We start from the raw sequence: 12072 nt of genomic DNA on the forward strand, positions 1-12072 counted from the left end.
TGGAAATACTTCTTAAGCCACCTTTTTATAGGGAGGGAAAAATCTTTTTTATCTTGAGGAAGGAAATAGATGATTGAAATACTTTTTAGCTATTGATTAATTATTCCGTAATACACCAAATCCTCATATTTTCCGTCTTTAATGATGTGATCCTTTAAAATTCCTTCTTGTTTCATGCCGATCTTGTCCATTACTTTTCCAGAAGCGGGGTTCGTTGAAAAATATCGAGCAAATACTTTATGCAATTTCTTTTCTTCAAAAATATGAAATGATATTAAGTGCTAAAACATTTGATGTTGAATTAATAAAATAAGTTGTACAAATTAATCCAAAAGTAACTGAAGTCATTGTCATAATGAATGATTTCATTTTTAAAAATTCCAGTCTAAATCACTCCTTTTTAAGTTTCCTTCCTTTATTTTCTGTCTTGTACTATCTGATATATGCCCCAGGAAAGCACCCAGTTGGAACAAAAATTAACCCTATTATTTGACGATATATCAATAATTTGTATTATAACATTCTAAGAATTCTAACAATATGGCAGGAGGGTTAATATAAATATTTCTGCCAAACAAAAAGACAGAATCATTTGGGAGTGATTCTGTCTAATTTCATTTAGTTAAGTTTTTGAATGAAAACAACTTTTAAGTAATTGAATTCTGGATATTCACGTGTGGCACGGAAATCCTTTGGTAAGCTAAATTCTTCAACAATTTTATAGGCTGTTTTAGTTTCTTTAAATGCTTGGTTAATAAAGCTCTTGAATTTTTTCATCCCAAAGCTTGCATTGTTCGTTGAGGCAACGATGATACCGTTTTTCTCCGTAATAGCGATTGTATCTACTAGTAATTTAGGGTAGTCTTTCGCAGTTGAGAACGTTCTTTCCTTCGTACGTGCAAAGCTTGGTGGATCTAAAACTACAAGGTCAAATTTTAAATTGTGGCGCTGAGCATATTTAAAATAGTTAAAGACATCCATTACTTTAATGTCCTGTGATTCGTAGTCAATGCTATTAACGCTAAATTGTTCAATTGTTTTGGCTAAACTACGCTTTGCAACATCCACACTTGTTGTTTTTACTGCTCCTCCAAGTGCCGCTGCGACAGAAAATGCCCCCGTATAAGAGAACGTATTAAGCATATTTTTACCTTCCGCATAACGTTCACGAATGGCAAGTCTCACTTCACGTTGATCGAGGAAAATACCTGTCATGGCGCCATCGTTTAAATTAACAGCGTATTTCATATTATTTTCCGATACGATAATTGGGAATTCGCCAGGCGTTCCCATGACAAAATCGTCCTGTTCCATATACTGACCTTTCGTATCGAAACGTTTTTTCTCATATATAGCCTTGTAGTCTACTGTCTCTGCAAGGGCTTCATACACTTCTTCTTTAAATGAATAAATGCCGGCGCTATACCAGCTCACCATATAGTAAGAATCGAAAAAGTCAATCGTAAGACCGCCAATGCCATCACCCTCGCCATTAAAGATTCGGAAGGCTGTTGTTTGAGGATTGTTGAAAAATGCTTCACGATTTTGTAAGGCCTTATTAATTTTTTTTATAAAAAAGGCTTTGTCTATTTTTTCGTTTGCATCGGTCGTTAGCACCCAACCAATACCTTTATTTTGTATGCCATAGTATCCTGTACCAATAAAACGGTTATGATTATCCATAAGTCTTAGTAGTGCACCTTCTTCTTTTGGAAGATGACGTGCATCAACTGCATCTTTCGAAATAAGAGGGTAGCCTTTTTTTAATTGATCAGAAAATGGATTGTTAATTTGTAAAGCAATAGATTGTGTCATGTTGTCATCCTTTAAAAAACGTTTTGCTCTATTATCGCACTATTTTATGTCGATAGACAAACTTATTTCACGAAATTAGCAATTTTTTCAGCTGTTTCAATCGTCGCTTCTTCAAAAAAGTTCATTTTACTAAAGTAACTATGGATTAAACCAGTCATATTGACATGTTCAACAGTCACTCCGGCGTCTGTAAGCTTATGCGCGTATGCAAGACCTTCATCGTAGAGGACATCTGCCTCAGCAGCAATAATGATTGTTTTCGGTAAAACACTGAAATCCTCAATCTGAAGTGGAGAAACAAGTGGATTCATATAGTTTTGTTCATCTGTGTAATGACCTGCAAACCATTGCATTCCTCGTTTGTCTAAGCCAAAGTGTTCACCGTATGCATTGTAGGAAGCCGTTGTAAAATCAACATTGACTACAGGATAAATAAGTGCCTGCGCTTTAATCACTGGTCCATTAAATGTAGCAGCTAAATAGGCAGCTACTGTTGCTAAGTTTCCGCCTGCGCTATCACCAGCGACTGTCAGATTTGTTGCATCTCCACCAAAATTTTGGATGTTTTCGCTTACCCACACTAAAGCGTCATAGGCATCGTAAAGTGGTGTAGGGAATGGGTATTCTGGAGCTAAGCGATAATCAACCGATATAACAATGGCTTGTGCTTTTTCTGCTAGTAGCTGACAGCCTGCATCGGTAGAGTCTATATTTCCAAATACCCAACCGCCTCCATGATAATAAACAATGACAGGAAGCTTTTCGTCTAAAACAGGTTTATAAATGCGCACATTAATTTGCGCACCATCTCGAACGGTTATTTTTCTATTGTCAATTGCCGCAAGTTGTGGTCTGTGTGGTGACGTCCATTTTGGCACAACTCGAATGGCTCTCGCTTCTTGTGGTGATAGTTCATAATACTGTTTAGAAGAATCACTTGCTTTTATATAATGGATCGCTTCATCTCTTAACTTCGTCATCTTCATCAATCCTTTTAATTACTTTGATAACTCTATTATAAACTATTCATATAAAATTACTAGGATTTAATATCGAAAATGAAAATAAATTTAATTTCTATGCAGAAATAATCTGATTGTAAAGTTAAATTATGTTTATAATATAATGAACGATAGTATTTGGAGGGACAATATGATTTCTTTAATTGTGGCACATGATAATAATTATGTGATTGGTTATGAAAATGGCATGCCATGGCATTTGCCTGGGGATTTAAAATATTTTAAGGATAAAACGATGGGGAAGCCTATGATTATGGGGCGTAAAACATTTGAATCCATCGGTAGACCACTTCCTGGTCGACGCAATATTGTCATTACACGTGACGCAAGTTATCATGCGGACGGGATTGAGGTAGTGACAAGCTTAGAGGGTGCCCTCGCTCTTGCTGGGGATGTTCCAGAAATTATGATAATTGGCGGCGAGCAAATTTTCCGCTTATCCATGGATATCGCAGATCGCTTGTACATTACAAAAATTAATCATTCATTTAATGGGGATACATACTTCCCGAAATATGAGGATTTTACAGAAGTATCCTCAGAGGAGCCAGAAACTGCACCAGAGGGATACACATTCCAATATCAGATTTTTGAGCGTAAAAGCTAAAGCCAGTAAGTAGTAAGGAAGCACGGTTATAAATGACCGTGCTTTTTTGCGTTATTAAATAAAGGTGTTTGGGAATATTTGTAGAATAAAGGGTTGTTAGGACGTTCCGGGCGAGCGCATTAAGTTCGGTAAGTACACCGAAAGAGAATTGAGCGACGGAAAGAACCGACGAAGTGACGGATAGAAACCTCGAAGCGACGGAAAGAGTCACCGAAACGACGGAAGAAGAATCGATCGACGGATAGAACCGACGAAGCGACGGATAGAACCTCGAAGCGACGGATAGAGTCGGCGCAGCGACGGAAAGAGTCACCGAAACGACGGAAGAAGAATCAATCGACGGATAGAACCGACGAAGCGACGGATAGAGTCGTCGCAGTGACGGAAAGTGTCATCGAAACGACGGAAGAAGAATCAATCGACGGATAGAACCTCGAAGCGACGGATAGAGTCACCGAAACGACGGATAGAACCGACGAAGCGACGGAAAGAGCCCGCCAAACGACGGAAGTAAAATCGAAGGAAATAAAAAGGTTTAACAAATAATAAAAATCGCTTCTTTTTTACGGAAGCGATTTTTTATATTTATAAGTAAAAATAAACACAAGCATACATTGCGCCACAGCCAGCTAATACAAATAGATGCCAAATCGTATGATTGTAGGGAAGTGAACGCCATGCGTAAAAAATAGCTCCAATCGTATAGAATAGCCCTCCTGCTAATAGTAAAGCAAAGCCATGAAAGCCTAAGAAAAGGTAGACAGGTTTAACGGCAAAAATAATTAGCCAGCCCATACCGATGTAAAAAATTAAAGAAAGCTTTTCGAATCGATTAATAAAAAAGCATTTAAAAATAACGCCTAGTATCGCTAGGGACCAAATAATACATAATAACGTAATACCCAGTGTGCCACCAATTGCGATTAAAAGGAAAGGTGTATACGTTCCAGCAATTAATATATAAATAGAGGAATGGTCAAGAATAGCGAAAAAGTGTTTGTATTTTTCTGGCATGCTATGTAGCAAAGTTGACATTAAAAATAAAATGATCACAGAAGCGCCAAAAATAGTGAACGTAGTTATTTGGAGCGCACTTCCGGTTTGAACTGCTGCTAAAATTAGAACAACTAGGGCTGGAATACTTGCGATAAATCCAATGCCATGAGTAATGGCATTCCACAATTCTTCCTTCCATGTTTTGTAGTCAAAAGAATCAATCATATCGAACACTCCTTTCGTGCATACATTTACTATACCCCAATAATTTTCATCCTGGTATTTACATTTGTCATGTTTTCAACATCAAAAGTGTCATATAAATGTCGGAATGTATGAGGGACATTGTTAGACAAGGACTGAACAAAGCGCTATAGTATCCAAGGTAGCGGATTCAAAATGGACTAAAACGAGCGAAACCTAATGACAAATGTCATGTTTACATAATGATTCATTAGTCTATATAATAATTTTAATGAAGTAAAAGGATGTGTCGAAGTGAGACGAATTCATATAGTAACGGACTCAACTTGTGATTTAACAAATGAAGAAGTAGCGCAGCATGATATACATATTGTGCCTTTAACGATTCAAATTGACGATAAAACATATACAGATGGTGTTGATTTAGAACCACAATCTTTTTTAAGCTTAATGAAAAATGCTAAAAATTTACCTAAAAGCTCACAGCCTGCACCGGGGAAATTTAAAGAATTGTACGATGAGCTTGGTAAAGACGGAGATCAAATTATTTCTCTTCATATGACTGGTGGTATGAGTGGAACAGTGGAATCAGCTCGTCAGGCAGCGCAAATGACGGAATCCGATGTAACTGTGATCGATTCACGTTTTATTGCTATAGGTTTAGCTATTCAAATACGTGAGGCTATTAAAATGCGCGACGCTGGCGCTACGGTTGAGGAAATTGTTGAGCGTCTTGAGAAAGTGCGCGAAAATACGTATTTGTATGTTATTGTTGATACACTTGAAAATCTTATTAAAGGCGGACGAATTGGAAAAGGGACAGGTTTTATCGGTTCTTTATTGAACATAAAAGTAATTGCAAACTTAGAAGGTGGCGCATACAATCCGGTATCCAAAGTACGGAGCCATAAACAGGTTGTGAACTACTTATTTAAACAATTCCAAGCAGACACAGCTGGAAAAACAGTAAAATCAGTTGGGATTTCTCACGCAGAAGGTTTAACAACGATGGGTGGACCATTAAAAGAATTAGTTGAAGGAACAGGTTTTAATGAAGTAGAAATTGCCTTTACTTCACCAATCATTTCAACGCATACTGGCCCAGGTGCTATTGGTTTTATTTATTTTGCAGAATAATATATAAGAGCTACTACATAAATAATTGTAGTGGCTTTTTATATTCATGTAGCTGTAGAAAAATGCATCGCTCTTTATACGAATAAAAGATGTAAACACACATTTTTTACTCAAAACCTAGGTATAGTGACTTTTCATTGCACTATGAACTATTCTATAATAGAAGAAGAAAATGATGGAAGGTGGTCAAATGAACATTTGGCGAATTATGGTTTTGTCATGTTTGACCGTCTTAGTACTAAGTGGTTGTGCAATATCAATAGATGAACCGGATCCGCAAGCGGACCCAGAAGGGGAGCAGGCAAGGACGGAGCAAGATATGAAACAGGATGAGCAACAAACAGAAAATGAGGAAAAGACCTCAAAGAATGTATTGACGCAAATTTATGAACATTTTTTTGAGCCATCACCAGAGGATTTAGGGAAGATTGATGATAATAACGCAAAGCAACTACATTACTTAGCACTCGGAGATTCTTTAACTGCCGGTGTTGGTGATGAGTATAGTAAAGACGGTTATGTTGGAAGATTAACAGATTCATTAATAGCTTGGCCCTCGATTTCTGATGTGGAAGTCGATAATCGAGGAAAAAGAGGAAGACGTAGTGATCAGTTATTAAAATTAGTGGAAAAAGGGCATTATGATGAAGAGTTGCAAAAAGCACAGCTCATTTCAATTACAATGGGTGGAAACGATGTCATGAAGATCGTTAGAAACGATCTGTTTAATTTGAAAAGAAATGCTTTTGATAAAGAATTGCGGGCATATAAGAAACGTTATAGTAAAATTATTGAAGGCATTCGAGAGAAAAATCCAACAGTCCCTTTATTACTTATCGGTTTTTATAATCCATTCTCTATCGTGACAAATGAAGCGAATGAATTTGATTCGATTATTACGGAGTGGAATAAAGTCATTGAAGACATAGCTAAGAAAGATAATAATGCGTGCTATGTATCAGTGGAAGACTTGTTTGATTCAAATAAAGAGCTCGTTTATCATACGGATTTCTTCCATCCAAATGCTAAAGGCTATGACAAAATGAATGAGCGAATAATAAAGGCAATGGAGAAATGTAACATGGAACAAATTGTTAACAAGGAAATAGGGTACGAGGAGTGACAAAATGAATAAGTGGAAATTTGCATTTTTTGCTTTAGCGGGCACACTGCTTTTTGCAATCCTCCTCGTCGTTTTTTTAGCAACTAGACCAGTAGATGGAGTAAATTTAGCGGAAAGTACAAAAGCTGAAAGTGAAGTAAAAGGAAATGTACTCGTTGTGCAAACAACAAGGAAGGAATTAGAATCTATATCGAAAAAGTATTTAAAGGATGCGGGGTCACCATTACCGTTGGACTTTACGATTGGTGACGATATTCAATTGAAAAGTACATTAAAGGTATTCTATACAGAAATCGATATTTCTATGAACTTCGATCCGATAGTGGATGAGAAAGGGAATATTATTTTAAAACAGACAGGAATGAATGTTGGGCTGTTAAATATTCCACCTGAGACAACGATGAAAATTATGCGAGATACGGTGGATTTCCCTTCATGGATTTCAGTCAATCCAGATAAGGCTGAAATCTATATTGATTTATCGCGCGTAAACATTGCTTCAGGATCTCGTATCAAAGCAAAAGAATTAGACTTGCCAAAGGATAAAATTATACTAGAAATTATTGTTCCTGGTGCATAAGGAGTGAGATAAATGGCAATGCAATTCGCAACATTTGCAGGTGGTTGTTTTTGGTGTATGGTCAAGCCTTTTGACGAAACACCTGGCATTGAATCAGTAATTTCCGGTTATACGGGTGGACATGTTGTCAATCCAACATATGAACAAGTGTGCTCTGAAACGTCAGGGCATTTAGAAGCGGTGCAAATACAGTTTGATGATGAGCTTTATTCTTATGAACAATTACTCGCGACATTTTGGACATTAATTGATCCAACAGACGCTGGAGGCCAATTTTATGATCGTGGAGAGTCCTACACAACCGCGATTTTTTATCACAATGAAGAGCAACGTGATTTGGCTGAAAGTTCTAAAGCTGATTTACAGGCATCCGGTAAATTTGATAAACCTATCGCCGTAAAAATTTTGCCGGCAAGTTCGTTTTACCATGCAGAAACTTATCACCAATATTATTATAAGAAAAATCCAATGCACTATGAGCGCTATGCTGTAGGATCTGGTCGCAAAGCATTTCAGGAGAAACACTGGGGGGCTGAAAAATGAATAAAGAACAACGTTTACAACAGTTAACAGACATGCAATATTACGTAACACAGGAAAATGGTACGGAGCCACCGTTCCGAAATGAATTTGATAAGCACTTTGACGAGGGTATTTATGTAGATATCGTATCAGGGAAGCCGTTATTTAGCTCGCTTGATAAATTCGATTCAGGTTGTGGCTGGCCTGCATTTGCAAAGCCGGTTGAAAAAGAAGAAGTAATGGAGCATTTCGATACATCTCATGGAATGCGTCGCGTAGAGGTTCGCAGCAAAGAAGCCGATTCCCATCTAGGACATGTCTTTCCAGATGGACCAAGTGAACTTGGAGGCCTACGCTATTGCATTAACTCCGCAGCACTCCGCTTTGTACCAAAAGAGGATTTAGAAAAAGAAGGCTATGCAAAATACCTTTCATTATTTAAATAACAACAACTCCTAGCAGGAATCGTGCTAGGAGTTTTTTTATGGTTTTAAAATGATTTTGGTTTCGAGAGTGACGGAACTAGCCATCAAATCGACGGAAGAAAAAAGATGCGACGGATAGAAGCATCGGACTGACGGAAAGAGCTAACGTAGCGACGGATAGAAAAGTCCAAGTGACGGAAAGTGACTTCGAACAGACGGATAGACTTGTCAGAACGACGGAAAGAGCCACCGAACCGACGAATGACCAATCAAAGCACTAAATCGAATATCATTAAGTTAGGTTCTGGAATGTTTGGGTAAGCTACTACATTGAGTTTCACCCAAACATGTGATTGAAAACCTTTTAGGACGTTCAAACTTTAAATTCACTTACAAGATTTCGTAGACTATCTGCTTGTTGTGCAAGCTCGGTGGCAGCTGCATTAATTTCCTGCATGGATGCAGATCCTTGAGTTGCCGCAGCGGCAGAAGTGACGGTGTTGGCAGCTGATTGTTCAGCGTAGGCATTTACCTGTACAAAATCATTCGCTACATTATGACTATAATCAAGTGTTAGTGCAATCTTTTCTACCATAGTCGTGATAATTGTCGATGTTTCTTTAGTATGGGTTAAAATATTAGCTAAAGATTGATTTGTTTCACTCGTTACTTCAACGCCGCGAATAACGGAAGATACACCCTCGTGGTTTTGAGAGATGATGGATGTTACTTCATTTTGAATGGACGTTACAATGGATGTTACTTCTTTTGCGGCAATTTGAGATTGCGCTGCTAGCTTTCGAACTTCATCAGCGACAACAGCAAAGCCTCGACCGTGCTCACCAGCGCGGGCTGCCTCAATCGCAGCATTTAAGGCAAGTAAATTGGTTTGTTCTGAAATAGCAGTAATCGTGCCGATAATAGATGTGATATCGGCGGATTTTCGACCAAGCGCTTCAACTGTGGTAGTCGTGCTAGCCATCGTTTCTTCTATAGCTTGCATGACAAACGAAGATTGTTGAACGGAGCGACTGCCATCATTAGCCGCCTCCTGCATAGCTAATGATGCACGCTGAACAGCAATAGCTTGCTCATTTAACTGGTGCACAGAATGCTCAAGATCACTCATTTTTTGTTGCGCGCTCGTCATACTTGAAATCGTATTCTCGCTATCAGATGCGATATCAGCCGTAGCATCTGCAATATTCTGTATAGTACGGGCGTTTTCATCGGCTAAAGACATTAGCTCTTGGCTACTACTTGAAACGTGGTCCGCTAGATTACTGACACGTTTCATCAAATTAGATATTGATTCAATTAGTGTATTAGTTGAAGTGGCAATAGTTGAAAACTCATCATGATTACGAACTTTAACTCGTCGTGTCAAGTCTCCGCCAGCCCGTGCAATATCGAGAATGGAGTCGTTAATAGCTTGTGTATTGTTTCTTAATGATTTAAATAACATATAACCAAAAATAATAATGGCAATAAGTCCAAGTATTGAAACGAAGAAGAAAGAAGTGATAGATAGAGTAACTTGCTTGTTAAGCTTATCTAGTTTCGCTTTATTTGCAGCATCCATAACTTCATTAATGGACTCGATATTTTTATCAATATACGCCTTCATCGATTCTCCAGCACCGTCCATCATAAGTTTACGAGCTTGTTCAAGTCCAAGTTCATCACGCATTGTCATAACCTTACTAGAATACTCAAGGTAATTTTTATAATATTGATTGATCGCCTGTATATGACCTAACTCTAGCTCTCTTTCTGTAAACTGCTTTTCTAGGGTCTTCATTTTTTTATCGATGGTATCAATTTTCATTTTATAAGAAGTAGCGAAGTTTCCGTTCCCGGTAATTAAATAGGCTTGTTCTAAATTGGTGAGCCTCGCAATTTCATAAGCAAGTTGGTTAACCGTTAATTGTTCTTGAACGTTTTTCTCAGTAAAATCTTTCATTTGTCTTTGCAGATTTTCAATATTGATATACGATAATAAACCCATTGTGCCATTTATAATAATGAGGAGAGCAAATATAATAAGTACTTTGCCTCGAATTAAATGGTAATAACGTTGTCGTTTTTCTTTGATAGGAGGGATATTATGCCTATCATCTTCTGAATCATCTTTTTTCTTTTTTGAAAAGCTATTCTTAAAAAAAGATGGGCGTTTCTTTACGAATTTACTTTGTTTATGAGAGTCTTTAATCGTCATCACCTTCCAACTTTTGAATAGTTGATTTAAATTTTACCTTATTTTTATAGGTATTTCTATCCCTTTTTTCTAATAATTTTCATTTTTCAGATAAATTATGCGTATTATTTTTCTGTGAGGAAAGTCCGGTTATCTTAAAAGATTGTGCTACTAGTTATAGTGGAGAAACGATATTATTGTGACTAAGAAGGTATTTTTTGATAAACTAGCGGAAAGCGGAAAGCAGATGAGTAAAAAGGGGATTTAAGTATGAAAAAGAGCTTTTATTTGTATGTATTGACATTCAGAGGTGGAGATTGGTCAGATGCGAAGGTGCGATTTGCAGAGGAAGTGTTCAATGAGCATAATTTTCCGAAGCAGAGCATGGACTTTGATGAGCTTTCTTCATATATTGAATCTTACGCTACAGATAACTTAAAAATAGAAGTATTTGATGAGTTATGGTCATTATACGTAGATCTCGCGTGATATAAGTGGAAATAATAAAATTTATTTCAAGTTGCTAGACGTCTAGCGTTGCGAAAATACGAGAAACACAGTATTATTTATAGTGATAACTGACAGAAAAGAGGGATTGCAGTATGAGTATTCATATTAATGCAAAAAAAGGCGAAATCGCTGACACAATTTTACTTCCAGGAGATCCATTACGTGCAAAGTACATTGCTGAGACGTTTTTAGAAGATGTTACTTGCTATAACGAAGTTCGTAACATGTTTGGTTATACAGGTACGTATAAAGGTAAACGTATTTCTGTTCAGGGTACTGGTATGGGTGTGCCATCAATCTCGATTTACGCTACAGAATTAATGCAAGAATATGATGTTCAAAAATTAATCCGCGTAGGTACTTGTGGTGCAATTCAAAAAGATGTAAAAGTTCGTGACGTTATTTTAGCGCAAGCAGCAACATCTGATACACGTATGAACCAAATCATTTGGGGCGGCGCTATCGACTTCGCACCGATCTCTGACTTTGATTTATTATTAAAAGCATACAATGCAGGTAAAGATGCTGGTTTAAACTTACAAGTAGGTAATATCTTCACAGCAGATTTATTCTATTCTGATGAGCACCAAAACGAAAAATTAGCTAAATACGGCGTACTTGCTGTAGAAATGGAATCAGCAGCACTTTACACATTAGCTGCAAAATACGGCCGTAAAGCACTTTCTATCTTAACAGTAAGTGACCACATTCTAACTGGTGAAGTAACATCAGCAGAAGAACGCCAAACTACATTCAACGACATGATCGTTGTAGCACTTGAAGCGGCTATTCAAGAGTAAGCATATCAAGGGTTTGAAGTTTGGAATAAATTTCAAAGGGACTAACATTTAAAGTCTTATATTAATTGCCTATTAGGTGACTGAATAACTCAGAGCCTAATGGGCTTTTAATTTACTACAAATCATCGAAAAAG

13 protein-coding genes are annotated in these 12072 nt (G+C 37.3%); 8 read left to right on the plus strand and 5 right to left on the minus strand.

Translation table 11 applies throughout. The annotated features are described in order from the left end of the window. Positions 1-89 precede the first annotated feature (89 nt). The 3 genes from ACVYAD_RS02120 to ACVYAD_RS02130 all read right to left on the minus strand — a co-directional run bounded on the left by ACVYAD_RS02120 (position 90) and on the right by ACVYAD_RS02130 (position 2795). Complete coding sequence (locus tag ACVYAD_RS02120) at positions 90-245, minus strand: GNAT family N-acetyltransferase (protein WP_476424280.1); 156 nt, start codon at positions 243-245, stop codon at positions 90-92. A 373-nt stretch (positions 246-618) separates the two neighbouring features. Next, the gene (locus ACVYAD_RS02125) at positions 619-1815 is read right to left on the minus strand and encodes a class I SAM-dependent rRNA methyltransferase (RefSeq protein WP_476424282.1); all 1197 of its coding nucleotides are present in this window, start codon (positions 1813-1815) and stop codon (positions 619-621) included. Between the two features lie 62 nt (positions 1816-1877). Beyond that, entirely contained in the window at positions 1878-2795 is a 918-nt protein-coding gene (locus ACVYAD_RS02130) for an alpha/beta hydrolase (RefSeq protein WP_476424284.1), read from the minus strand. Positions 2796-2967: 172 nt separating this feature from the next. Between ACVYAD_RS02130 and ACVYAD_RS02135 the strand changes: the two genes are divergently transcribed. Continuing rightward, positions 2968-3444, plus strand: coding sequence for a dihydrofolate reductase (locus tag ACVYAD_RS02135; protein ID WP_349659929.1), 477 nt, complete (start codon positions 2968-2970; stop codon positions 3442-3444). Between the two features lie 585 nt (positions 3445-4029). Here the strand turns inward: ACVYAD_RS02135 and trhA are convergent. Continuing rightward, on the minus strand, positions 4030-4665 hold the full coding sequence (gene trhA / locus ACVYAD_RS02140) for a PAQR family membrane homeostasis protein TrhA (RefSeq protein ID WP_386828301.1): 636 nt from the start codon (positions 4663-4665) through the stop codon (positions 4030-4032). Positions 4666-4938: 273 nt separating this feature from the next. Between trhA and ACVYAD_RS02145 the strand changes: the two genes are divergently transcribed. The 5 genes from ACVYAD_RS02145 (at position 4939) to msrB (ending at position 8452) form a co-directional block, all read left to right on the plus strand. Further along, positions 4939-5781, plus strand: a complete 843-nt coding sequence (locus ACVYAD_RS02145) for a DegV family protein (protein WP_476424286.1) — start codon at positions 4939-4941, stop codon at positions 5779-5781. A gap of 190 nt (positions 5782-5971) precedes the next feature. After that, a complete protein-coding gene (locus ACVYAD_RS02150) occupies positions 5972-6904 on the plus strand; it encodes a GDSL-type esterase/lipase family protein (protein WP_349659926.1) in 933 nt (310 codons plus the stop codon). A gap of 4 nt (positions 6905-6908) precedes the next feature. Then, positions 6909-7484, plus strand: a complete 576-nt coding sequence (locus ACVYAD_RS02155; protein ID WP_476424289.1) for a YpmS family protein — start codon at positions 6909-6911, stop codon at positions 7482-7484. 12 nt (positions 7485-7496) lie between these two features. After that, positions 7497-8027, plus strand: coding sequence for a peptide-methionine (S)-S-oxide reductase MsrA (gene msrA, locus ACVYAD_RS02160; RefSeq protein WP_476424290.1), 531 nt, complete (start codon positions 7497-7499; stop codon positions 8025-8027). Next, a complete protein-coding gene (msrB, locus tag ACVYAD_RS02165) occupies positions 8024-8452 on the plus strand; it encodes a peptide-methionine (R)-S-oxide reductase MsrB (protein ID WP_476424292.1) in 429 nt (142 codons plus the stop codon). Before msrA ends, msrB begins: the two co-directional genes overlap by 4 nt. Before the next feature lie 352 nt (positions 8453-8804). Here the strand turns inward: msrB and ACVYAD_RS02170 are convergent, their stop codons facing one another. Continuing rightward, entirely contained in the window at positions 8805-10649 is a 1845-nt protein-coding gene (locus tag ACVYAD_RS02170; protein WP_476424293.1) for a methyl-accepting chemotaxis protein, read from the minus strand. 249 nt (positions 10650-10898) lie between these two features. Between ACVYAD_RS02170 and ACVYAD_RS02175 the strand changes: the two genes are divergently transcribed. Next, complete coding sequence (locus ACVYAD_RS02175) at positions 10899-11117, plus strand: YozE family protein (RefSeq protein ID WP_323650052.1); 219 nt, start codon at positions 10899-10901, stop codon at positions 11115-11117. 113 nt (positions 11118-11230) lie between these two features. Beyond that, the gene (deoD, locus tag ACVYAD_RS02180) at positions 11231-11938 is read left to right on the plus strand and encodes a purine-nucleoside phosphorylase (RefSeq protein WP_349659725.1); all 708 of its coding nucleotides are present in this window, start codon (positions 11231-11233) and stop codon (positions 11936-11938) included. Positions 11939-12072: the final 134 nt, after the last annotated feature.

The organism is Lysinibacillus sp. G1-3 (assembly GCF_056322905.1).

What these genes read in the sequence shown, in the direction of transcription:
- ACVYAD_RS02135 (WP_349659929.1), top strand. Translation starts at nt 2,968, where the DNA reads ATGATTTCTTTAATTGTGGCACATGATAATAATTATGTGATTGGTTAT.
- ACVYAD_RS02175 (WP_323650052.1), top strand. Translation starts at nt 10,899, where the DNA reads ATGAAAAAGAGCTTTTATTTGTATGTATTGACATTCAGAGGTGGAGAT.
- ACVYAD_RS02170 (WP_476424293.1), bottom strand. Translation starts at nt 10,649, where the DNA reads ATGACGATTAAAGACTCTCATAAACAAAGTAAATTCGTAAAGAAACGC.
- ACVYAD_RS02150 (WP_349659926.1), top strand. Translation starts at nt 5,972, where the DNA reads ATGAACATTTGGCGAATTATGGTTTTGTCATGTTTGACCGTCTTAGTA.
- msrA (WP_476424290.1), top strand. Translation starts at nt 7,497, where the DNA reads ATGGCAATGCAATTCGCAACATTTGCAGGTGGTTGTTTTTGGTGTATG.
- ACVYAD_RS02155 (WP_476424289.1), top strand. Translation starts at nt 6,909, where the DNA reads ATGAATAAGTGGAAATTTGCATTTTTTGCTTTAGCGGGCACACTGCTT.
- trhA (WP_386828301.1), bottom strand. Translation starts at nt 4,665, where the DNA reads ATGATTGATTCTTTTGACTACAAAACATGGAAGGAAGAATTGTGGAAT.
- msrB (WP_476424292.1), top strand. Translation starts at nt 8,024, where the DNA reads ATGAATAAAGAACAACGTTTACAACAGTTAACAGACATGCAATATTAC.
- ACVYAD_RS02130 (WP_476424284.1), bottom strand. Translation starts at nt 2,795, where the DNA reads ATGACGAAGTTAAGAGATGAAGCGATCCATTATATAAAAGCAAGTGAT.
- deoD (WP_349659725.1), top strand. Translation starts at nt 11,231, where the DNA reads ATGAGTATTCATATTAATGCAAAAAAAGGCGAAATCGCTGACACAATT.
- ACVYAD_RS02125 (WP_476424282.1), bottom strand. Translation starts at nt 1,815, where the DNA reads ATGACACAATCTATTGCTTTACAAATTAACAATCCATTTTCTGATCAA.